This is a genomic window from Streptomyces sp. NPDC001851 (assembly GCF_040297165.1).
Classification (GTDB): Bacteria; Actinomycetota; Actinomycetes; order Streptomycetales; family Streptomycetaceae; genus Streptomyces.
Window position 1 is genome coordinate 56,328 of sequence record NZ_JBEOYR010000009.1, and the last position, 21,529, is coordinate 77,856.

At 71.2% G+C, this 21,529-nt stretch carries 25 protein-coding genes; 16 read left to right on the top strand and 9 right to left on the bottom strand.

Going from position 1 to position 21,529, the window contains the following annotated elements:
* Nucleotides 1–63: 63 nt before the first annotated feature.
* The 6 genes from ABT171_RS15180 to ABT171_RS15205 all read left to right on the top strand — a co-directional run bounded on the left by ABT171_RS15180 (nucleotide 64) and on the right by ABT171_RS15205 (nucleotide 4,913).
* Nucleotides 64–1,416 carry a sensor histidine kinase gene (locus tag ABT171_RS15180; protein ID WP_351243692.1) on the top strand — a complete coding sequence of 451 codons (1,353 nt, stop codon included), beginning with the start codon at nucleotides 64–66 and terminating at the stop codon, nucleotides 1,414–1,416.
* On the top strand, nucleotides 1,413–2,078 hold the full coding sequence (locus ABT171_RS15185; RefSeq protein WP_351243694.1) for a response regulator: 666 nt from the start codon (nucleotides 1,413–1,415) through the stop codon (nucleotides 2,076–2,078). The genes ABT171_RS15180 and ABT171_RS15185 overlap by 4 nt, the downstream gene beginning before the upstream one ends.
* 119 nt (nucleotides 2,079–2,197) lie before the next feature.
* Nucleotides 2,198–2,659, top strand: a complete 462-nt coding sequence (locus ABT171_RS15190) for a hypothetical protein (protein ID WP_351243696.1) — start codon at nucleotides 2,198–2,200, stop codon at nucleotides 2,657–2,659.
* Nucleotides 2,660–2,672: 13 nt separating this feature from the next.
* On the top strand, nucleotides 2,673–3,149 hold the full coding sequence (locus ABT171_RS15195; protein WP_351243698.1) for a hypothetical protein: 477 nt from the start codon (nucleotides 2,673–2,675) through the stop codon (nucleotides 3,147–3,149).
* Nucleotides 3,150–3,151: 2 nt separating this feature from the next.
* Nucleotides 3,152–3,646: a hypothetical protein gene (locus ABT171_RS15200; protein ID WP_351243700.1), complete on the top strand. Its 495-nt coding sequence runs from the start codon at nucleotides 3,152–3,154 to the stop codon at nucleotides 3,644–3,646.
* A gap of 43 nt (nucleotides 3,647–3,689) precedes the next feature.
* Nucleotides 3,690–4,913: a cytochrome P450 gene (locus ABT171_RS15205; protein ID WP_351243702.1), complete on the top strand. Its 1,224-nt coding sequence runs from the start codon at nucleotides 3,690–3,692 to the stop codon at nucleotides 4,911–4,913.
* Between the two features lie 56 nt (nucleotides 4,914–4,969).
* Here the strand turns inward: ABT171_RS15205 and ABT171_RS15210 are convergent, their stop codons facing one another.
* Complete coding sequence (locus ABT171_RS15210; RefSeq protein ID WP_351243704.1) at nucleotides 4,970–6,481, bottom strand: APC family permease; 1,512 nt, start codon at nucleotides 6,479–6,481, stop codon at nucleotides 4,970–4,972.
* Between the two features lie 201 nt (nucleotides 6,482–6,682).
* Between ABT171_RS15210 and ABT171_RS15215 the strand changes: the two genes are divergently transcribed.
* On the top strand, nucleotides 6,683–7,282 hold the full coding sequence (locus ABT171_RS15215; protein WP_351243706.1) for a Uma2 family endonuclease: 600 nt from the start codon (nucleotides 6,683–6,685) through the stop codon (nucleotides 7,280–7,282).
* On the opposite strand, the gene ABT171_RS15220 is transcribed toward ABT171_RS15215, so the two are convergent.
* Entirely contained in the window at nucleotides 7,274–8,098 is an 825-nt protein-coding gene (locus ABT171_RS15220; RefSeq protein ID WP_351243708.1) for a diacylglycerol kinase family protein, read from the bottom strand. The two genes, ABT171_RS15215 and ABT171_RS15220, sit on opposite strands and share 9 nt — an antisense overlap.
* A gap of 211 nt (nucleotides 8,099–8,309) precedes the next feature.
* On the opposite strand from ABT171_RS15220, the gene ABT171_RS15225 reads away from it, so the two are divergent.
* From ABT171_RS15225 to ABT171_RS15235, 3 genes are all read left to right on the top strand, one after another.
* Nucleotides 8,310–9,593: an adenylosuccinate synthase gene (locus ABT171_RS15225; RefSeq protein ID WP_351243710.1), complete on the top strand. Its 1,284-nt coding sequence runs from the start codon at nucleotides 8,310–8,312 to the stop codon at nucleotides 9,591–9,593.
* 49 nt (nucleotides 9,594–9,642) lie between these two features.
* Nucleotides 9,643–9,855 (top strand): hypothetical protein, encoded by a 213-nt coding sequence (locus tag ABT171_RS15230; protein WP_351243712.1) that lies wholly within the window; start codon nucleotides 9,643–9,645, stop codon nucleotides 9,853–9,855.
* Nucleotides 9,856–10,024: 169 nt separating this feature from the next.
* The gene (locus ABT171_RS15235; RefSeq protein WP_351243714.1) at nucleotides 10,025–11,842 is read left to right on the top strand and encodes a bifunctional metallophosphatase/5'-nucleotidase; all 1,818 of its coding nucleotides are present in this window, start codon (nucleotides 10,025–10,027) and stop codon (nucleotides 11,840–11,842) included.
* Nucleotides 11,843–11,884: 42 nt separating this feature from the next.
* On the opposite strand, the gene ABT171_RS15240 is transcribed toward ABT171_RS15235, so the two are convergent.
* From ABT171_RS15240 to ABT171_RS15260, 5 genes are all read right to left on the bottom strand, one after another.
* Nucleotides 11,885–12,076, bottom strand: a complete 192-nt coding sequence (locus tag ABT171_RS15240; protein WP_351243716.1) for a hypothetical protein — start codon at nucleotides 12,074–12,076, stop codon at nucleotides 11,885–11,887.
* A complete protein-coding gene (locus ABT171_RS15245) occupies nucleotides 12,063–12,302 on the bottom strand; it encodes a DUF6400 family protein (protein WP_351243719.1) in 240 nt (79 codons plus the stop codon). The genes ABT171_RS15240 and ABT171_RS15245 overlap by 14 nt, the downstream gene beginning before the upstream one ends.
* 63 nt (nucleotides 12,303–12,365) lie before the next feature.
* The gene (locus tag ABT171_RS15250) at nucleotides 12,366–13,016 is read right to left on the bottom strand and encodes a putative DNA-mimic protein (RefSeq protein WP_351243721.1); all 651 of its coding nucleotides are present in this window, start codon (nucleotides 13,014–13,016) and stop codon (nucleotides 12,366–12,368) included.
* Between the two features lie 48 nt (nucleotides 13,017–13,064).
* Complete coding sequence (locus ABT171_RS15255) at nucleotides 13,065–13,760, bottom strand: GntR family transcriptional regulator (protein ID WP_351243723.1); 696 nt, start codon at nucleotides 13,758–13,760, stop codon at nucleotides 13,065–13,067.
* A 138-nt stretch (nucleotides 13,761–13,898) separates the two neighbouring features.
* Nucleotides 13,899–15,254, bottom strand: a complete 1,356-nt coding sequence (locus ABT171_RS15260) for an aspartate aminotransferase family protein (RefSeq protein ID WP_351243725.1) — start codon at nucleotides 15,252–15,254, stop codon at nucleotides 13,899–13,901.
* 158 nt (nucleotides 15,255–15,412) lie between these two features.
* Here ABT171_RS15260 and ABT171_RS15265 point away from each other — a divergent pair, with 158 nt between their 5' ends.
* From ABT171_RS15265 to ABT171_RS15275, 3 genes are all read left to right on the top strand, one after another.
* On the top strand, nucleotides 15,413–16,027 hold the full coding sequence (locus ABT171_RS15265; protein ID WP_351243727.1) for a DJ-1/PfpI family protein: 615 nt from the start codon (nucleotides 15,413–15,415) through the stop codon (nucleotides 16,025–16,027).
* Entirely contained in the window at nucleotides 16,024–16,518 is a 495-nt protein-coding gene (locus ABT171_RS15270; RefSeq protein ID WP_351243729.1) for a MarR family winged helix-turn-helix transcriptional regulator, read from the top strand. Before ABT171_RS15265 ends, ABT171_RS15270 begins: the two co-directional genes overlap by 4 nt.
* Before the next feature lie 97 nt (nucleotides 16,519–16,615).
* The gene (locus tag ABT171_RS15275; protein WP_351243731.1) at nucleotides 16,616–18,469 is read left to right on the top strand and encodes a protein kinase domain-containing protein; all 1,854 of its coding nucleotides are present in this window, start codon (nucleotides 16,616–16,618) and stop codon (nucleotides 18,467–18,469) included.
* Here the strand turns inward: ABT171_RS15275 and ABT171_RS15280 are convergent, their stop codons facing one another.
* Nucleotides 18,470–19,219 (bottom strand): SLATT domain-containing protein, encoded by a 750-nt coding sequence (locus ABT171_RS15280; protein WP_351243733.1) that lies wholly within the window; start codon nucleotides 19,217–19,219, stop codon nucleotides 18,470–18,472. It abuts the gene before it with no gap.
* A gap of 255 nt (nucleotides 19,220–19,474) precedes the next feature.
* Here ABT171_RS15280 and ABT171_RS15285 point away from each other — a divergent pair, with 255 nt between their 5' ends.
* Genes ABT171_RS15285 through ABT171_RS15295 form a run of 3 tightly spaced genes read left to right on the top strand, consistent with a single transcriptional unit; the run spans nucleotide 19,475 to nucleotide 21,125 of the window.
* Nucleotides 19,475–19,819, top strand: coding sequence for a YbaB/EbfC family nucleoid-associated protein (locus ABT171_RS15285; protein WP_055705749.1), 345 nt, complete (start codon nucleotides 19,475–19,477; stop codon nucleotides 19,817–19,819).
* Between the two features lie 51 nt (nucleotides 19,820–19,870).
* Entirely contained in the window at nucleotides 19,871–20,470 is a 600-nt protein-coding gene (recR, locus tag ABT171_RS15290; RefSeq protein ID WP_351243735.1) for a recombination mediator RecR, read from the top strand.
* Entirely contained in the window at nucleotides 20,463–21,125 is a 663-nt protein-coding gene (locus ABT171_RS15295) for a DUF5063 domain-containing protein (protein ID WP_351243737.1), read from the top strand. Before recR ends, ABT171_RS15295 begins: the two co-directional genes overlap by 8 nt.
* Here ABT171_RS15295 and ABT171_RS15300 read toward each other — a convergent pair.
* Nucleotides 21,076–21,510, bottom strand: a complete 435-nt coding sequence (locus ABT171_RS15300; RefSeq protein WP_503075322.1) for a hypothetical protein — start codon at nucleotides 21,508–21,510, stop codon at nucleotides 21,076–21,078. The two genes, ABT171_RS15295 and ABT171_RS15300, sit on opposite strands and share 50 nt — an antisense overlap.
* Nucleotides 21,511–21,529 lie beyond the last annotated feature (19 nt).

Sequence of the window (21,529 nt, forward strand, 5' to 3'; positions counted from 1 at the left end):
ACCCGCGAGGACCCCTCTGCAAGGTGACGACCGAGGCCCCCGCCCCCGCCTACCGTTGCGTACGTGACCCAGACGACGCACACGCAGACGACTCCGCCGGGCCCGGCCGGCCGGCCGCGCAGCCCGGAGTTCCGGCTCGCCGCGGACGCCCTGCGCGGGCTGCGGCAGGATCTCTGCCAGCACCCCTTCGCCTACCGGCCGCTGCCGCCCATGTCCGTGGACGGCCCGCTCACCCGCCGGCTGCCGGGCCGGATGAGGGAGTACGCCGCCTGGGCCCCGCACGCGACGGTGGCAGCCGTGGGCGTGCTGGCGGCGCTCGTCGGCTTCGCGGACCAGGACGGGGGGTTCAGGGCCCTGCTGCGCGCGCTGCTGGCGCTGGTCCCGGTGCTGCTGACCCTGGCGCGTCCGGCCGGGGCGTTCTGGCTGTCGCTCGCGGCGGCCACCGCCACCACGGTCACCGGCAGCGACTGGGACAGCTGGCCGTGGCTGCCGAGCAGCTTCATCTCCCACCTGACGGTGCTCACCGTCGTGGCGCTCCGCACCCGCCCGCGCACCGCGGCCTGGATGTGGGCGTTCACCGCGGTGTACGGTCTCTGGCTCGATGCCGCCTTCGGCTTCGAACACTACGAGACCGACGTGTCCCCGATGCTGTTCCTCTCGGCGTTCGTCCTGCTGGCCGTCACGGTCCGGCACATACGCCGGCAGGCCGAGCGGGAGGTCACCGCGCAGCAGACGGTGACCGCGCACGAGCGCTCGCGGCGCACGCTGCTGGAGGAGCGCACGACCATCGCCCGTGAACTGCATGACGTGGTCGCCCATCACATGTCGGTGGTGGCCATCCAGGCGGAGGCCGCGCCCTACCGGGTGGAGAACCCGCCGGAGGAGCTGGAGAAGGCGTTCGCCACCATCCGGGAGAACGCGGTGGCGGCCCTGACCGAGCTGCGCCGGGTCCTCGGGGTGGTCCGCGCCGAGGACTACGAGGCCCCGGACGCCCCGCAGCCGACCCTGGCCGACCTGGACGGGCTGCTGGCCAATGTGCGGGAGGCCGGCCTCACGGTCGACAAGGCGGTGACCGGAGCGGTGCGCGAACTGCCCCAAGGCGTGGAGCTGTCGGCGTACCGGATCGTCCAGGAAGCCCTCAGCAACACCCTGCGGCACGCACCGGGAGCGAGTGCCCGCGTGGAGATCGGCCATGTCCTCGGCGGCCTGGGCCTGCGCATAGTCAACGGCCCACCGCCCGCACCGCACCTGACGAAACCCTCTCCGGGCGCGGGGCACGGCATCACGGGCATGCGGGAGCGTGTGTCGATGCTGAACGGCGGGATGACGGCGGGCTCGACGGAGGACGGGGGCTACGAGGTGACGGTGTTCCTGCCGGTACCGGCCGCGGGCACGGCGATCGAGGGTGGGGCATGACGATCCGCGTGCTGATCGCGGACGACCAGATGATGGTCCGCGAGGGCTTCTCCGTCCTGCTGAACGCGATGCCGGACATCGAGGTCGTCGGCGAGGCCGTCAACGGAAGGGAGGCGGTGGACAAGGTCCGTGAAGTGGCCCCGGACATCGTCCTGATGGACATCCGCATGCCCGAGCTGAACGGCATCGAGGCGACCCGGGAGATCGTGGCGGCGGACGCGGAGGCGAAGGTGCTGGTCCTGACGACCTTCGACCTGGACGAGTATGTGTACCAGGCGCTGCGCGCGGGTGCGTCCGGCTTCCTCCTGAAGGACGCCTCGGCCCGTCAACTGGCCGACGGTGTCAGAGTGGTGGCGGCCGGCGAGGCCCTCCTCGCCCCCTCGGTCACCAGACGCCTGATCACGGAGTTCTCACGCCTGTCGGACACCCCGCGCATGGTCCCCGGGGTCCAGGCGGCCTACGGCGAGCTGACGGAACGGGAGACGGAGGTCCTGGTCCTGATCGCCCAGGGCCTGTCGAACGCGGAGATCGCCGAGCGGCTGGTGGTGGCCGAGTCGACCATCAAGACCCACGTGAGCCGCATCCTGGTGAAGCTGGGTCTCAGAGACCGCACCCAGGCAGCGGTGTTCGCGTACGAGGCGCGACTGGTGACGCCGGGCTGACGCCGGGCTGTCGCCGGCCTCCCGGGCTTGCGCCTGTCTCCACTCGTCCCACTCATGTGCGACCATGCGCGTTCGGACATGGGCAGGTGCGAAGGCCCGGCGACGGGAAAGGAGTCCACGTGGACGTCGAGATCCGCCCGCGGATCGGTGCCGGGCCGTTCAGGCTCGGCATGCCGGTCGGGGACGCGCGGGCCGCGGTGGCGAAGTGGGGGCTCTTCCGGACCCTCTCAAGCGACGAGGAACCGGGGCAGATCGTGCTCAGGCAGGACCGTTTCGCGATGGACGTCGTGCTCGGCTTCACCAGGGGCGCGCTGAGCGGTGTGGAGCTGGTCCGGTTCCAGCACGAGGACGCCGACGTGCGGGTGCTGCTCGACGGACTCGACGTCTTCCGCATCCCGAGCGGGGACCTCTTCGAACAGCTCGCGGAACGGGGCCACATCATCGAGGAGAACGACCTCGGCTTCGACGCCCTGCCGGAGCTGAAGGTGATCCTCGCGAACCGGAGCAGCCACGCGTACCCGGTGGACGAGGAGGGCGACCCCCTCTACTACGACTACGTGCTGGTCGCGGACCGGATCTGAGCGGAGGGACCCCATGCGTGTCGAGATCCGGCCGCACGTCGGCGTGGGGCCGTTCCGGCTCGGTATGCCGTTCGACGAGGCGATGGAGATCGCCCCGGCGCTGGGCCGCGTCAGCCATCGGCCCGGAGCCGGGCGGCCCCCGGGCACGTACGTGGTGAACTTCGACGACTCCGCGTTCCAGTACGTCCTGTCGTTCCCCGAGGCCGCCACGCTCACCGGCATCGAGCTGTGGCGCTTCCGGGACGAGGCGGCCGACATCAACGTCACGTTCGACGAGCTGGATGTCTTCCGCACCCCCGGCGAAGAGCTGGTCGAGCAGCTGCGGGAGCGTGGTCACCGTGTCTCGTACGACGACGATCTGGGCATCCACGCCCTGCCCGAGCTGAAGATGTCCTTCGCCGCCGACAGCTCGTTCGAGTACCCCGTGGACGAGGAGGGGGATCCCCTGTACTTCGACCACGTCCTGGTCAGCACGGAGCCCGTCGTCTGATCATGGATCTCGTACTCGACCCACCGCGCGGAGTCGCCCCGCTGTGTCTGGGCATGACGCTGGACGAGGCGATCGCGGCCGCGGCGGTGTCCGGCTGGGGCGAGCCCCGGCTGGTCAGGCGCCGGGATTCGGCGCGGGCCTCCTGGTCCCTGGACGGCGTGGGCGTACAGGCCCTGCTGGAGAGCAGCCCCACGGTGACGGCGATCGAGCTGTGGTGGCCCGGTGAGGGCCGGACCTCCGGCACCCGGGTCCTGCTCGACGGGGACGACGTCTTCGCAACCCCCGCCGGCCGGCTCTTCCGCCGCGCCACCGACCGGGGATGGACGGTCGACACGTCCCGCCCCGAGCACCCCGTGATCCCCGGAGTCTCCCTGGGCTTCACCCGGCAGACCTCCCAGGAGGTCCCGCGCGACGCCGAGGGCCTGCCGGTGCATGTCACGTCCGTCCTCGTCGGCGGGAAGGGCTACTACGACTTCCGCTGTGCGGGCCGCGGCTGAGCGGTCCCTGGTCAGACCTCGGTCCGGCGGGTAGCTTCCCCGCATGGCAGGCTCTCACGATCTCGGTTTCGACCCCTGGGACCCGGCGTTCCTCGCCGACCCGTACCCGGCCTACGCCGAACTGCGCGCGCACGGCCGGGTGATCCGGTACGAGCCGACCGACCAGTGGCTGGTCCCGCACCACGCGGACGTCTCGGCGCTGCTCCGGGACCGCCGGCTGGGGCGGACGTATCAGCACCGCTTCTCGCACGAGGAGTTCGGCCGGACCCCGCCCGCGCCGGAGCACGAGCCGTTCCACACCCTCAACGACCACGGCATGCTCGACCTGGAGCCGCCGGACCACACCCGGATCCGGCGCCTGGTGTCGAAGGCGTTCACGCCGCGTACGGTGGAGCGGCTCAAGCCGTACGTCCGCGCACTGGCGAGCGACCTGGTGGGCGCGCTCGTCCGCGACGGCGGCGGTGATCTCCTGACCGACGTGGCGGAACCGCTGCCGGTGGCGGTGATCGCCGAGATGCTCGGCATCCCGGAGGGGGACCGCGCCCAGCTCCGCCCCTGGTCGGCGGACATCTGCGGAATGTACGAGCTGAACCCGTCGGAGGAGACGGCGGCGCGGGCGGTGCGGGCGTCGGTGGAGTTCTCGGACTGTCTGCGCGAGCTGATCGCGGCCCGCCGCAAGGAGCCGGGGGAGGACCTGATCTCCGGTCTGATCGCGGCCCACGACGAGGACGACGACCGGCTGACCGAGCAGGAGATGATCTCCACGGCCGTGCTGCTGCTCAACGCCGGCCACGAGGCCACGGTCAACGCCACGGTGAACGGCTGGTGGGCCCTGTTCCGCAACCCCGGCCAGCTGGCCGCCCTGCGCGCCGACCACTCCCTGATCCCCTCCGCGATCGAGGAGCTGATGCGCTACGACACCCCGCTCCAGCTCTTCGAGCGCTGGGTGCTGGACGACATCGAGATCGACGGCACGACCATCCCGAGGGGCGCGGAGATCGCCATGCTCTTCGGCTCCGCCAACCACGACCCGGCGGTCTTCCCCGACCCCGGCCGCCTGGACCTGACCCGCACCGACAACCCGCACATCTCCTTCAGCGCGGGCATCCACTACTGCATCGGCGCCCCGCTGGCCCGCATAGAACTGGCCGCCTCGATGGCCGCCCTCCTGGAGCAGGCCCCGACCCTGGCCCTGGCGGCGGAGCCGCGGCGGAAGCCGAACTTCGTCATCAGGGGGCTGCAGGGGCTGAGCGTCGAGGTGGGGTGATCCCCCTGGTGCCCGCCTGCGAAGGGGGCACCAGGACGGTCATGGCGGAGCGCGCCTCAGCGCTCCCTGGCCTCCTCCAGCACCGTCCGTCCCAGCAGCGCGTACCGCTCGGGTGCCCGGTGCTTCAGGTACTGCGCGTAGCCCACGCCCGTCGCCGCGACCAGCGCCACGAGCCACGGCGTCGCCTTCAGCAGCAGTGAGCCGGACTCCGCCCCCGCCGCGACCCCCATGTTGGACACCAGCAGCGCGACCACGCCGAGCATCGCGATGCCGCCGATGAGCGGGGCGGTGAAGGTCCGGAACCAGTGGCGGCTCTCGGGGTGGTGCCTGCGGAAGTAGACCAGCACGGCGAAGGAGCACACGGCCTGCACGACGAGGATCGCCATGGTGCCGAGGATGGCCAGCAGGACGTAGAGCGCGTTGTAGGGGTCCTTGCCCGCGATCCAGAAGGCGCCGATCAGCACGGCGCTGACGACCGTCTGCACCAGGCCGGCGATGTGCGGCGAGCCGTGCCGGGCGTGGGTGCGGCCGATGGTGTGCTTCAGCGACGGCAGGGCACCTTCCCTGCCGAGCGCGTAGAGATAGCGGGCTGCGCAGTTGTGGAAGGCCATGCCGCAGGCCAGTGAGCCGGTGATCATCAGCCATTGCATGACGTCGACCGCCCAGTGGCCGACGTAGCGCTCGGTGGGGTTGAAGAAGAGGGCGAGCGGGTTCCCGGAGGAGGCCGCCTTCACGGCCTCGGCCTCGCCGTTGCCGGTGATGGCCATCCAGGAGACGAAGACGTAGAAGACACCGACGCCCAGGACGCTGATCATCGTCGCCTTGGGGATGATCTTCTTCGGGTCGCGGGACTCCTCGCCGTACATCGCGGTCGACTCGAAGCCGACCCAGGACCAGAAGGCGAAGAAGAGCCCGAGGCCGGCCGACGTGCCCTTGAAGGCGTTGACCGGGTCGACCGGGGCGAAGGTGAACCCGTGCGGGCCGCCGCCGTGGAGGGCGACGGACACCGCCATGGCCGCCAGCACGGTCACCTCGGTCGCCAGCAGTCCCACCAGCAGCTTCTCGGCGACGCTGACCCCGAACCAGGTGCCGGTCGCGTTGATCGCGAGCATCAGGGCCGCGAAGGCCCACCAGGGCAGGTGCACGCCCGTCTGGTCCCTCAGGGTGGTCGTGGCGAAGGTGGAGAAGATGCCGATCAGGGCCGGTTCGAAGACGACGTACGCGAAGGTCGCGAGCAGCCCGGAGGCGAGACCGGCGGTCCGGCCGAGCCCGTGGGAGATGAATCCGTAGAAGGCCCCGGTCGACGTGATGTGCTTCGCCATCGAGGTGAAACCGACGGAAAAGATTGCCAGGACGACCATTGCCACGAGATAACTCGCGGGCGCGCCGACGCCGTTGCCGGCCGACACCATGAAGGGCACGTTGCCGGTCATCGCGGTGATCGGCGCGGCGGTGGCGACGGCCATGAACACCACCCCGAGCAGGCCCACTGCGTTGGGCTTCAGCCGGTGAACCGCTTCTCCGTCCGCCGTGCCCGCCGTCGGGGCGACGCCCTCGTCCACTGCCATCGGGTGGCCCCTTCCGTGTCCGGTGGGTGGGTACTGATGGAGCAGCATGGTGGACGAGGCGGGGGTGCGGGAAGGGGTCGGCGCGGTTAAATATTTGTCACCAGACCATTGGCTTCGCGGCTTTGCGAATCTCCGCGTGAAGCGCGTGTTCGCTCGGCTACTCTGAGTCGCGGCTGGTCGGCATCAGAGGGAGGGCGCATCATGACGTTGATGACAGAGCAACCGACGATAAGCGGCGGCAAGCCCGACAGCTTCGAGGAACTGCTGGACATCCTCGACGAGCTGGACCTGCGCGATGGCTTCAAGGCCGAGATCTACAGGGGGAAAATCGTCGTGTCGCCGTGGTCGAAGGGGTACTACGCCCTGGTGATGAGGCGGGTCTGCGAACAGTTGCAGAGCTGTCTTCCTCAGGACCACCACCTCAGCGTCGCCCCGTTCCTCTTCGTCTTTCCGGGTGACGAGAGCGCGTACGGACCGGACATCCACGCGGCCCACGAGCGGGTCTTCGAAACGGACAGCAATCGTTTGGACGGCGAAGGGTTGTCCTTCGTCGCAGAGCTGACCTCTCCCGCAACCCGGGGCGACGACCTGACGGACAAGGTCGAGGTCTACGGGCGGGCTGGAGTCCCCGTCTACCTGCTCCTCGACATGCAAAAGGAGCAGGCGACCGTTTTCTGGACGCCGTCGCCGAAGGGCTACGAGTCACACTGCACGCAGCCCTTCGGCGAGAAGCTCCACATCCCGGCGCCCTTCGACTGCTCACTCGACACCACCGGTTTCCAGGCCCCCGTCTCAGGCTGACGGCAACACCAACCCCCAAGCCCCCTCCACCCCCCGCCACGTCCGCCTCCGCACCGGTCCGGACACCCCGGCGTCCGCCCGGTACCGGAAATCGGCGCCGACCACCGTCACCGTCCGCCCGGACGCCCGTACCGGCGTCGCCTCCGCGCCCACCGACAGCGGGCGTACCACCACCTCGGCCACACCGCCCGTGCCCGGCGTCACCGACACCGCCTCCACGGGCTGGCCCAGATCCACCACCGTCTCCCCGTCGACCTCGACCCGCAGCCGGGACGGCCCGGGGGCCGGAATGGCGGACAGCCGGGGCGGGCGCGGGGCGAGGGTGCGGACCAGGGAGCGGTACCAGGGCCGGCCGTAGGACGCGGCCACCGGTTCGACGGCGGGCGCCCGCCCCACCGGCTCCGGCGGAATGCCCAGCCCGCTCAGCACGACCCCGTCGCTGTCGTCGACCAGCAGGTCCAGGCGCCGCTCGGCCCCGTCCAGCACGGCCCGCGCCGCCGCCACCGCCCCGCCGGGTACGCCCAGCGACTCGGCCAGCCGGGTGTCACCCACCGGGACCACCGACAGCGCACATCCGGCCAGCTCCCGCCGGCGGTGCAGAAGGGTCACCGCCCGCACCAGCGCGCGGTCACCGCCCACGACCACCGGCCGCCTGGACCCCCTGCGGCCCAGCGCGCGGGCGAATTCCTCCGGCCCGTCCGGCAGACACACCTTGGCCGCCGCACCCGCGCTGAGCACGTCTTTCGCGATCCGTACGGACTCCCCGTCCGTCTGCCGTGCCGCCGGATCGATGATCACCAGCAGCTGTTCGGACATCGCGAAAGTCGCCACCTCGGTCCTGCCTCGCTTCCTCGGGTAGCATCTTTGTGCAAGAGCCCCTTGCGCTATTGCGCCAGGGGCTTCGTCTATTCCGGGGCACCCGGTCCGACGGTTGGCGACCAACGGCGGTCGCTGTGGCACGCGGCGGTGAACCTTACGCCCACGCCCCCGACCATGGACATGCCCCGCCCGGAAGGGGTGTACGCGCGTGCCCGCACTTGTGCTGCTCGGTGCTCAGTGGGGTGACGAAGGCAAGGGAAAGGCGACCGACCTGCTCGGTGGCTCGGTGGACTACGTAGTGCGGTACCAGGGCGGCAACAACGCCGGCCACACGGTCGTCGTGGGCGACCAGAAGTACGCACTCCATCTGCTCCCTTCCGGAATCCTGTCTCCCGGCTGTACGCCGGTCATCGGTAACGGCGTCGTCGTCGACCCGTCGGTCCTGCTCTCCGAGCTGAGCGGTCTGAACGAGCGTGGCGTCGACACGTCCAAGCTCCTGATCAGCGGTAACGCGCACATCATCACGCCGTACAACGTGACCGTCGACAAGGTGACGGAACGCTTCCTCGGCAAGCGCAAGATCGGTACCACCGGCCGCGGCATCGGCCCGACCTACGCGGACAAGATCAACCGCGTCGGCATCCGGGTCCAGGACCTGTACGACGAGTCGATCCTCACCCAGAAGGTGGAGGCGGCCCTCGACGTCAAGAACCAGATCCTCACCAAGCTGTACAACCGGCGCGCGATCGCCGTGAGCCAGGTGGTCGAGGAGCTGCTGGGCTACGCCGAGCAGATCGAGCCGTATGTCGCCGACACCGTGCTGGTCCTGAACCAGGCCCTGGAGGACGACAAGGTCGTCCTGTTCGAGGGCGGCCAGGGCACGCTGCTGGACATCGACCACGGCACGTACCCCTTCGTGACCTCCTCGAACCCGACCGCCGGCGGTGCCTGCACCGGCGCCGGTGTGGGCCCGACGAAGATCAGCCGCGTCATCGGCATCCTCAAGGCCTACACGACCCGTGTCGGCGCCGGTCCCTTCCCGACCGAGCTGTTCGACGAGGACGGCGAGGCGCTGCGCCGCATCGGCGGCGAGCGGGGCGTGACCACCGGCCGTGACCGCCGCTGCGGCTGGTTCGACGCGGTCATCGCCCGCTACGCCACCCGCGTCAACGGCCTGACCGACTTCTTCCTCACCAAGCTCGACGTCCTCACCGGCTGGGAGCAGATCCCGGTCTGCGTGGCGTACGAGATCGACGGCAAGCGGGTCGAGGAGCTGCCCTACTCGCAGACCGACTTCCACCACGCGAAGCCGGTCTACGAGACCCTGCCCGGCTGGTCCGAGGACATCACCAAGGCGAAGTCCTTCTCCGACCTGCCGAAGAACGCCCAGAACTACGTCAAGGCGCTGGAGGAGATGTCCGGCGCCCCGATCTCCGCGATCGGCGTGGGCCCGGGCCGGGACGAGACGATCGAGATCAACTCGTTCCTGTAGGCACGCGTAGAGGCATCCGCAGCCGTGTGTTCCGGTGGACAATCGAGGTATGAGCGTCCACCGGAGCGCACGGTGCCGGGGACCGTACGGCGGTGAAGGCGACCAGGCCGACGGCACGGACTGCTCCGACCCGGCGGTCTTCGAGGTGGCCCGGTACCAGCTGCCCCCGCTCCGCGTCTGCCCGGTGCATCTGGGGCCCTCGCTCCTGATGGCGAGCGGGGTGCTGTGGCCGCCGGACATCAGGCTCATCGGCCGCCTCTGACACCGGCCGTTTCCCCACTGTTCCCCCAAGCGGTCCACTGACCCATCCTTGACCCGGACATGACCTTTTCCTGGTTTCCGGCGATCGCGGGCACGAGCAGCATCTACGCGGGTAGCCTCCGCACCGTATGCCCATCTGCTCGCGTCAACGCCCCTCCCAGGAGCCTCGCATGCCCCTCAGTCCCATGAACCGCCGGGAGTTCGTGAAGAAGTCGGCCGTCACCGGGGCGGCCGTCGCCGCCGCGGGGACCGTCGCGGCGGCCCCCGCGCAGGCGGCCGAGCAGAAGCCGGACTGCCACCCCCGCACCTGGTCGTTCTCCATCCTGGGCACCACCGACCTGCACAGCCACGTCTTCGACTGGGACTACTACAAGGACGCCGCCTACAGCGACAAGGCGGGCAACTCGGTGGGCGTGGCGCGCGTGGCCACCCTCATCAAGCAGCAGCGCGAGGCCAAGGGCGAGGACCACGTCCTCCTCGTCGACGCCGGCGACATCATCCAGGGCACCTCCCTGGCCTACTACTTCGCCCGCGTCGACCCGATCACCGGCAGCGACGGCAAGAAGGGCCCTCGGCACCCGATGGCCGTGGCCATGAACCACATGCGCTACGACGCCGCCGCCCTCGGCAACCACGAGTTCAACTACGGCATCGAGACGCTGCGCAAGTTCGAGAGCCAGTGCCACTTCCCGCTGCTCGGCGCGAACGCCCTGGACGCGAAGACCCTCCGCCCGGCCTTCCAGCCGTACACGGTCAAGCGCATCCGCGTCCCCGGCGCCCCCGACATCAAGGTCGGCATCCTGGGCCTCACCAACCCCGGCATCGCCCTGTGGGACAAGGACAACGTCAGCGGGAAGATGGTGTTCCCCGGGCTGGTGGAGCAGGCGAAGAAGTACGTCCCGCGCCTGCGCGCCCTCGGCTGCGACGTCGTCTTCCTGACGGACCACTCGGGCATGGACGGCTCGTCCTCCTACGGCGACTCGCTCCCGTACGTGGAGAACGCGTCGAACCTGGTCGCCGAGCAGGTGCCCGGCATCGACGCGATCCTGGTCGGCCACACGCACGTGGAGGTCCCGTCCTACACGGTGAAGAACGCCGAGACCGGCGAGGAGGTCCTCCTCTCCGAGCCGTACTGCTGGGGCTACCGCCTCAGCGTCTTCGACTTCGAGCTCGAACTCCACCACGGCCAGTGGAAGGTGACGAGCAAGAAGGCGCAGACGCTCAACCCCAAGGACGTGGACGAGGACCCGGAGATCAAGAAGCTCCTGGAGGCCGACCACGAGCTGGTGGTGAAGTACGTCAACACGGCGGTCGGCACGTGTACCGAGGACCTCTCGGCGGCGGACTCCTGCTGGAAGGACGTCCCCATCATGGACTTCATCCACAAGGTGCAGATGGAGTCGGTGAAGGCGGGCCTGTCGGCGTCCGACGCGGCCCTCCCGCTCATCTCGGTGGCGGCGCCCTTCTCCCGCACGGCGGACATCCCCAAGGGCAACGTCACCATCAAGGACATCGCCGGGCTCTACATCTACGACAACACCCTCTACGGCCGGAAGCTGACCGGCGCCCAGCTCAAGGACTACCTGGAGTACGCGGCGAAGTACTACCACCAGGTCCCGGCCGGCACGAAGGTGGACACCGCCACCCTCACGAACGCCAACAACTTCTGGGACTACATGTACGACACGGCGGCGGGCGTCGGCTACGAGATCGACATCGCGCAGGCCGAGGGGTCGAGGATCAAGAACCTCACCTACAACGGCGCTCCGGTGGCCGACGACCAGGTCTTCGTCGTGGCCGTGAACAACTACCGCGCAAACGGCGGTTCGGGCTACCCGCACATCGCCTCGGCGCCGGTCGCCTACAGCTCGACCAACGAGATCCGCCAGCTGATGATCGACTACGTGACCGCGAAGAAGACCCTCGACCCGGCCGACTTCGCCGTCACCAACTGGAAGCTGACGCAGGCCGGTACGCCGGTCTTCTGAGGCACCCGCCGGGCCGCCGGGCACGCCCCGGCGGCCCACGGCTCAGCCGGGCGAGCGGGTGGCGCCGAAGTGGGTCTCGTGGGTCCAGACGTGGTGGCACGCGGGGCACTGCAGGTGCAGCAGGCTGCCGGTGTTGGACAGCAGGTAGCGCCAGGCGCCCCGGTCGTCGCAGCCGGGGCAGTCCACCCCCCAGGCGCGCCGTGCTCTGTCGGCCTGCGGATCAAGCGGCAGCATCGCCGGGCCCCGGCGGGAGCACACCGGCCGCCACCAGCTCGTCGTAGATGCGCTGCTGCTCCGCGTCCAGGCCGGAGTACAGCAGTGCCCGCGCCTCCTCCTCGCCGCGCAGGGCAGCCGCCGGGTCCCAGTCGGGGCCGAGGGCGGCCATGACGTGGGTACGCCGGAGCATCTCGTGTGCGCTCAGGTCGACGGTGAAGTCGAAGGCGGGGCCGTGGGGGGACATGCCACCGAACGTAGGGGGGCATTTCCCCCCACGGCAAGACCAAGTGGGTGACCTCACACGCGCTCAGCTGAACACGATCATCGACCCCTGCGCCAGGGAACGCGTCGCCGCCGCGTGCAGGCCCAGCCAGACGTGCCGTTCGCGGGCGAAGGGGCTGGGGTCGTAGGGAGCGGGGACGGCCGGCTCCTCCAGTTCCGTGGGGGCCACGGGGGGCGCCGGGGCCGCCGGGGGGTTGGCCGGGTCGATGCCGATCGCGGGGGCGACGTACTCCAGCTCGCGCAGCAGTGTCTGCGAGGAGCCCAACGGCCCGCCCCCGGAGAGCAGTTCGTCGTTGGACAGCGGATGCGGGAAGTCGACCGGGACGTACGCGCCGGCGTGGTCGTAGTGCCAGACCAGGTGGGACTGCTGGGCCGTGGACTCGAACATCTCCAGCAGTTGCTCGTAGTCGCCGCCCAGGTCGTCCACCGGGGTCACCGGAAGGCCGCAGACCTGGAGCAGGTAGGCGCGGCGCAGGAAGTGGAGGGCGTCGTAGTCGAAGCCGGCCACCGGGGCGACCTCACCGGACAGGCCCGGCATGTACTGGTACACCGGCACCGGTGGGAGCCCGGCCTCGGTCAGTGCCGTGTTGTACTGGGCGAGTTCCTCGGCGAAGGGGTTGTCCGGGGTGTGGCACAACACGTCCACGAGCGGTACCAGCCACAGGTCACAGGCCAAAGAGAGCTCCTCACACACAGAAGGTGGTCAGGGCAGGCTACCGGTCACCTACCCGTTGGTCAGGTGTTCCAGCAGCGCCAGTGAGTGGGCGTTGGCGGCCGTGACGATCGAGCGGGCGGTCTCGGCCTCGCGGCGGGCCAGCGCGTCGACCAGGTCGGTGTGCCCGGCCCAGAGACGGCCGCGCAGGTCGGGCAGGCGCAGCAGGTGCTGCACGGCGCACACCCAGGACTGGACCCGCAGGCGGTTGAGGAAGTCGCCGAGGTAGGGGTTGCCGAACAGGGCGCTCAGCTCGCGCCAGAAGCGCAGGTCGTAGCCGATGAGGATGGTCAGGTCGCCGGCCGTCGCCGCCCGCTGGGCCTCCTCGCCGCGGCGGCGCACGGTGGTCAGCGCGGCCGTCGTACGGGGGTCCTCCGGCGGGGTGCGGAAGGCGGGGTGGCCGGTGGCGAGGGCCTGGAACATGCCGTCGGTGACCAGGCTGCGGGCCTCGATCATGTTCCGGTAGTCGGTGACGGAGTACTCCGGCACACGGAAGCCGCGGTGCTGGTCGGCCTCCAGGATGCCCTGGGCGGACAGGTCGACCAGCGCCTCGCGGACGGGGGTGGCGGAGACGCCGTACTGCTCGGCTATCTCCTTGACCGTGAACGCCCGGCCGGGTCGCAGCCGCCCGGCCAGCACCTCGTCACGGAGCGCGTCCGCGATCTGCTGGCGCAGGGTGCTGCGCGTCACGGCGCCGGTGCCGGGCATGGGCGGGGCCTCTCCTCACACGTCGGGTGACGTACTCGTCCGTACCCGTGAGCCACATGTGCGGTCTACGCGGGTATCCAGTCTTACGAGCACGTCACCTTACGCGTTCGAATCGGCCCGGCGGCAGGTGCGGTGCGGCTACCGAGTGTGTTCGTCGGCCACGCTCAGCGCGGCGTCCAGGGCGGCGAAGCCCTCCTTCAGCTCGGCCTCGGTGACGTTGCACGGCGGGACCACATGGGTCCGGTTCATGTTCACGAAGGGCCACAGTCCGTGCTTCTTCGCCTCGGCCGTGAACGCGGCCATGGGGGCGTTGGCCTCGCCGGCCGCGTTGTACGGCACCAGCGGCTCGCGGGTCTCGCGGTTCTTCACGAGGTCCAGCGCCCAGAACATGCCGGTGCCGCGCACCTCGCCGACGCTCGGGTGCCGCTCGGCCAGTTCGGCCAGGGCCGGCCCGACGACGCTCTCGCCCAGCCGCCGGGCGTTCTCGACGACGCCCTCCTCCGCCATCACGTTGATCGTGGCGACGGCGGCGGCGCAGGCCAGCGGGTGCCCGGAGTAGGTGAGGCCGCCGGGGTACGGCCGCCTGGCGAAGGTCTCCGCGATCCGCTGCGAGATCGCGACACCGCCGAGCGGCACATAGCCCGAGTTCACGCCCTTGGCGAAGGTCATCAGGTCCGGGACGACCCCGAAGAGGTCGGCGGCGAACCACTCACCGGTGCGTCCGAAGCCGGCCATGACCTCGTCCAGGACGAAGACGATGCCGTACTTGTCGCAGATCTCGCGGACGCCGGCCAGGTAGCCCGGCGGCGGGACCATGATCCCGGCCGTGCCCGGGATGGTCTCCAGGATGATCGCCGCGACCGTGCCCGGCCCCTCGAAGGCGATCGTGGTCTCCAGGTGCTCCAGGGCGCGCGCGGTCTCCTGCTCCTCGTTCTCGGCGTAGAAGCGGGAGCGGTAGAGGAACGGCGCCCAGAAGTGCACGACGCCGTTCGTGCCGCTGTCGTTCGCCCAGCGGCGCGGGTCACCGGTGATGTTGATCGCCTGCTGGGTGCCGCCGTGGTACGAGCGGTAGGCCGCGAGCACCTTCGGGCGGCCCGTGTGCAGCCGGGCCATGCGCACCGCGTGCTCGACGGCGTCGGCGCCGCCGTTGGTGAAGAAGATCTTGTCCAGGTCGCCGGGGGTCCGCTCGGCGATCAGCCGGGCCGCCTCCGAGCGCGCCTCGATCGCGAAGGCGGGCGCGAACGTCGTCATCCGGGCCGCCTGCTCCTGGACGGCCGCGACGACCTTGGGGTGCTGGTAGCCGATGTTCGTGTAGACGAGCCCGCTGGTGAAGTCCAGGTACCGCTTGCCGTCGTAGTCCCAGAAGTACGACCCCTCGGCGCCGGCGACGGCGAGCGGGTCGATGAGGTCCTGCGCGGACCAGGAGTGGAAGACGTGCGCACGGTCCGCGGCCTTCACGGCGGCACCGGCGTCGGGGTTGGGCTGAGGGGTCATGCCCGCGAGCGTAAATGTCCGCGATGCGGAAGGGATATCGGCGTCCTGTTCTGTGGACGGCCCGATTCCCCGACAGATTGTCGACGGGGCGGAGCAGTGGCCGGGGTCCGCCGGGCCGATTCATTGACAGCATGCTGTCGAAATGTCGGCCTGCTGTCATGAGGAATCCGGCCGGTACACGTGTGCATCTGGCGGTCTACGACAGCCTCGCCGACTGGGAGACGGGGCATGCGACCGCCTGCCTCGCCCGCGCCGGGTACCAGGTCGTCACGGTGGGCCCGGGCAGCGACCCCGTCGTCAGCATCGGCGGCCTGCGCATCCAGCCCGGCCTGGCGCTCGGCGATCTGCGGCCCGCGGACAGCTCGCTGCTGATCCTCCCGGGCGCCGACCTCTGGGACGCGGGCGACGACCTCGCCCCCTTCGCCCGGGCGGCCCGCGCCTTCCTCGACGCGGGTGTGCCCGTCGCCGCGATCTGCGGCGCCACCGCCGGCCTCGCGCGCGAGGGCCTGCTCGACGACCGCGACCACACCAGCGCGGCCGCCTCCTACCTGGCCGCGACCGGTTACGCGGGCGCCGGGCGGTACGTCGAGACGGACGCCGTGACCGACGGCGGCCTGATCACCGCGGGGCCCACCGAACCCGTCGCCTTCGCCCGCGAGGTCCTCCGGCTCCTCGGGGTGTACGAGGGCGAGGTGCTGGACGCCTGGTACCGGCTGTACCACGACTCCGACGCGCAGGCGTACGCCGTCCTGCAGCGGGCCCGCGCCCGATGAGCCGGGAGCGGCAGGAACTGCTCAGCCGCAGCGCCCTCGGTGTCTTCCGCCTCAACGGACAGTTCCTCTCCGTCGCCGAGGAGCTGGCCCGCCCGGCCGGCCTCACCGCCGCCTGGTGGCAGGTGCTCGGCGCGGTGCTGGGGGAGCCGCTGCCCGTGGCGGGCATCGCGCGGGCCATGGGCATCACGCGGCAGAGCGTGCAGCGCATCGCCGATCTGCTGGTCGAACGGGGGCTGGCCGCATACCGCCCGAACCCGGCGCACCGGCGCGCCAAACTCCTCGCGCCGACCGAGCAGGGCCGGGCGGCCGTGGCCCGGATCGGCCCCGGGCACGCGGCCTACGCGGACCGGCTGGCGCGGGCGATGGGGGAGGCCGAACTCGCCGAGGCGGTACGGCTGCTGGAACGGCTGTCGGCCGTCCTGGACGAGCTGGGCAGGCCCTCCACCGCTCCCGGCTCCGCTCCGGCGGCGCCGCCCCCGCCGGAACCGTAGACGGAGAGGCGCGCGACTCCCCCTGGGGGCCGGATTATTCTCGGCACGTCGCACACGTACGCGTGGTGCGCACCGGGCTGATGGGGGAGGGGCGGGCATGGAGAAGCTGGCGGCGGGGGATCCGCAGCACATCGGCGGCTACCGGCTGCTGGCGCGGCTGGGCGCGGGCGGCATGGGGCAGGTGTACCTGGCCCGGTCGGACCGGGGTCGTACCGTCGCCGTGAAACTGGTCCGCGAGGAACTGGCCGCGCAGGAGGAGTTCCGGGCGCGGTTCCGTCAGGAGGTGCAGGCCGCCCAGCGGGTCGGCGGGCACTGGACCGCGCCCGTGCTGGACGCCGACACCGAGGCGGCGGTGCCGTGGGTGGCCACCGGGTACGTCGCCGGGCCGAGTCTGCAGCAGGTCGTCGGGCGGGATCACGGGGCACTGCCGGAGCGGTCCGTGCGGATCCTGGCGGCCGGGCTCGCGCACGCGTTGAAGGACATCCACGCGGTGGGGATCGTGCACCGGGACCTGAAGCCGTCGAACGTGCTGGTGACGATCGACGGGCCGCGTGTCATCGACTTCGGGATCGCGCGGGCGCTGGAGACGACCTCGCTGGGCGGTGAGGAGCTGACGCGGACCGGGTCGCTGGTCGGGTCGCCCGGGTTCATGGCGCCCGAGCAGGTGCGGGGGGACCGGATCACGCCGGCGTGCGACGTCTTCTGCCTCGGGTCCGTGCTCGCGTACGCGGCGACCGGCGCGATGCCGTTCGGGACCGCCGGCAGCGGGGTGCACGCCATGATGTTCCGGATCGCTCAGGAGGAGCCGGATCTGGCGGGGGTGCCGGAGGGGATCGCCGACCTGGTGCGGGAGTGCCTGCGCAAGGATCCCGGGGCCCGGCCGTCGCTGGACGCGCTGCTGGAGCGGACGGGAGCGGAGGACACCGTGACCGGCGGGCGGTCCCGGGATCCCTGGCTGCCGGGCGCGCTGGTCGCCCAACTCGGGCGGCACGCCGTGCAGTTGCTGGAGGTCGAGAATCCGGAGGGCGGGCCGGCGGGGGCGCCTCCGGGCGCTGGGGGCGCTGTCGCGGACAGCGGTACCGGCGCGTCGTCGCCGGAGCATGCCGCCGTTTCCGACGCCGGGCCGGGCGCCGGCGTGCATCAGGTGCCCACCGTCGTGTCGGGGCAGGCTCCGCCGCCGGTGCCTCCGGCGCCTCCCGGCTTCGGGTACGGGTATGCCCAGCAGCACCCCCAGCCGGCCGCGCAGCCGTATCCGCAGTCGTATCCCCAGTCCGGCGGCGCCTACGGGTACCCGCCGCAGTCGTACCCCCCGTACGGCGGCGGCCCCGGGTCCACGCCGCCGTACGGGCCGTCGGCGGCCGGCGGGACGCAGGAGCCGGAGCGGCGCAGTGGGCGGTCGACCGCGCTGCTCGTCGTGATCGCGCTGGTGGTGGCGCTGGCCGCGGGCGGCTCGGTGTACGCGCTGATGAACGGTGGCGGTGGGCACGCCAAGCGGGGCGGCACGGCCGGTCCCGCGCCCGCCACGGGCTCCGGGGCGCCCCGCCCGGCCGCGTCGACGCCGTCCGGCCCCGCCTCCGCCTCCGCCCCCTCGGACGGGGCGATCCCGGAGGCCTACCTGGGCACCTGGGGGGCGACGATCGACAACGCCAACGGGACCAACACCCGCCGGCTGACCATCCGGCAGGGCAAGGTGGGCGACAGCGTCCTGACGCTGGTGGCGGACGGCCCGACGGAGGGCGGTGGGACGTACCACTGCGTCTTCGAGGCCACGCTCGCCCAACCGCCCAGCGGCAACGGGCCGCTGGAGATCGGGCCGTCCACCGTCACCAGCGGCGAACCCGCCTCCTCCTGCACCCCGGGCGAGCCCACCGAGGTCACCCTGCTGCCGAACGGCGGCCTGAAGCGGGCGAAGGCGGACGGCGGGGAGAGCCTGACGTACATCAAGCAGTGATCAGCGCGGCTCGGGCGGCCGCTGCCTCGGCATGTTCGGGCGGGAGCCGTTGGCCGGCGGCAGGGGGAAGCGGCCGCCGGGGTTCCCCGCCTCCTGGCGCGGCACGTACGCCACCGCCGTCTGGATGGCCAGCGGTGCGGCCCCCGTGCGGAACTCCACCATCCAGTCGGTCGTCTCCGTGCGCACCAGCTCCGTGACGTCCTCGGTGAACCGCCGCAGCACTCCCAGGCACCGCTCGGCGGCCTCCCCGGCCGTGCCCTCCGCCGGCCCCAGCACCTCCCGGATGCTCTCGGAGGCCCAGTCGAACTGCAGCGCCTGCAGCCGCCGCTGCACCGCCTGCGCGGTGGCCACGTCCCGCATCCAGCCGGACGTCACACCGAAGTACCGGTCGACGCCGACGCAGGCGGCCGCCAGCAGCAGCGCCACACAGCCCCAGGGCGCCACCCCGTCGGCCGCTCCCGCCAGATCCAGCAGGGGCAGCGCGGCACCGGTCACCGCGCCCGCCGCCGTGCCCGACCGCAGCACCCGGGCGGTGCGCCGCTTCCCCACCCGGTCGCGCAGATACCAGGACGCCGTCTCCAGGGCCCCGCGCTCCACCCACCGGTAGAGCTCGTCGAGCCGCTCGGCGGGCTCCCCCCAGTCCCCGAGCGGAAGGGCCCGCCCGCTCAGATCGCCCGGCCGCAGCCCGGCCGCACCCTCGCCCCGCCCGTCCTGTGGGGGACCCTCGGGCTGCATCTCCGGCTGACCCACCCGGCACTCCCTACTGATCACTGATCACGACCGGTCACGTAGCGTGACATACCATGCCGATTCCATGCCGACGCGCGGCACCTTTCCTACCGCCCAATGGGTGGCGAAGAGGGAGCTTTCCCGGCTTTTCCGCTCGGAAGAGGGCCTTGATCAGGTATAGGGCTGCCGTTGTTCTCACTCGAAAGAGTGGCGGGGCGACGGGGACGTGGACCACGTAGGCTCATGCTCAAGGAGAAGAACGTAGAGGAGCTGATCGTGATCCCCGGTGGTGGCCAGCCCAACATGCAGCAGTTGCTCCAGCAGGCCCAGAAGATGCAGCAGGATCTGCAGCGGGCGCAGGAGGAACTGGCGAACACGGAGGTCGACGGGCAGGCGGGCGGCGGTCTGGTGAGGGCCACCGTGACCGGCGCCGGCGAGCTGCGCGCACTGAAGATCGACCCGAAGGCGGTCGACCCCGAGGACACCGAGACCCTCGCCGACCTGATCGTGGCGGCCGTCCAGGCGGCCAACGAGAACGCGCAGACGCTCCAGCAGCAGAAGCTCGGCCCGCTCGCCCAGGGCCTCGGCGGCGGCACGGGCATCCCCGGTCTGCCGTTCTGAGCCCGGGGCAACTAGCGTACGTACCGAAAGGTCTCCAGGAAGGTCAGTCCGTTGTACGAAGGCGTTGTCCAGGACCTCATCGACGAGCTGGGGCGGCTGCCCGGCGTCGGTCCCAAGAGCGCGCAGCGGATCGCCTTCCACATCCTGCAGGCCGAGCCGACGGACGTGAAGCGGCTCGCGCAGGCGCTCCTGGAGGTCAAGGCGAGGGTCCGCTTCTGCGCGACCTGCGGCAATGTGGCGCAGGAGGAGCTGTGCGGCATCTGCCGTGACGCGCGCCGCGACCCGTCGGTCATCTGCGTGGTGGAGGAACCGAAGGACGTCGTGGCCATCGAGCGGACCAGGGAGTTCCGCGGCCGGTACCACGTCCTGGGCGGCGCCATCAGCCCGATCGAGGGTGTGGGCCCCGACGACCTGCGTATACGAGAACTTCTCGCGCGGTTGGCCGACGGGACGGTCACGGAGCTGATCCTGGCGACGGACCCCAACCTGGAGGGCGAGGCGACGGCCACCTATCTCGCCCGCATGATCAAACCTATGGGCCTGAAGGTCACCCGCCTGGCCAGCGGCCTCCCGGTGGGTGGCGACCTGGAATACGCGGACGAGGTCACCCTCGGCCGCGCCTTCGAGGGGAGACGACTCCTAGATGTCTGACGCCACACTGCACGACTCGACGCAGAACCCGGACGACTTCGTGGTCCAGATCGCGGACCAGGTCGAGAGCTTCCTGGTGGCCGTCACCGAGGTGGCGAAGGGCGACGAGCCCGGCTCGACCGTGCCCTTCCTGCTCCTGGAGGTCTCCCAGCTCCTGCTGGCCGGCGGCCGGCTGGGCGCCCACGAGGACATCGTCCCCGAGGAGCGCTACGAGCCGGACACGGGCCCGGACGCCGACGTGGACGGACTGCGCGAGAACCTCGCCCGTCTCCTTGAGCCAGTCGACGTCTACTCCGAGGTCTTCGACCCGTACGAGCCCCGCAAGGCGCCGGTCCCGGCCCGTATCTCCGACGACCTCGCCGACGTCATCACCGACCTCCGCCACGGCATGGCCCACTACCGCGCGGGCCGCACCACGGAGGCCCTGTGGTGGTGGCAGTTCTCCTACTTCTCCAACTGGGGCGCCACGGCCTCCGCCGTGCTGCGCGCACTCCAGTCCGTCCTGATCCACGTCCGCCTCAACCAGCCCCTGGAGGAGCTGGACGGCCTGGACACCGACCAGCCCCCCATGGGCGACGAGACCCTGGAGTTCGAGGCGGGCCGGGTCATGGCCGAGGAGATCGGCGCACCGCTGGGGATCCGTCCGGGGAAGTAGCCGCGAGCAGCGCCTCCGCGTCGACGTACGGCGCGGTCGGCGTGGGCTCGCTGTACCAGCGCAGCGGCCAGGTCTCGCCCTCCAGCGCCGGTACGCCGACGTACGTGACGCTCCGGTCCGCCCGCCGCCCGAAGTACTGCACGCCGAGCGGCCAGTGGTGGCGGTGTACGACGCCGGGCGCCAGCAGGAAGTACACCCACCGCGCCCCGCTGCCGCCCGCACACACGATGGGCCCCGCGTCCCCGTCCCCGCGCTCGATCAGCCAGTCGGCGACGGCCTCGCCCCACCTCCCCTCGATCCGCACGGCGTCGAAGTGCACGCCGGCGACGCGGAGTCGGTGCCCGCTGACGGGGACCCAGGCGGGCCGGTGAATTCCGTTGGTCATGGTCACACGCTGCCGTGTC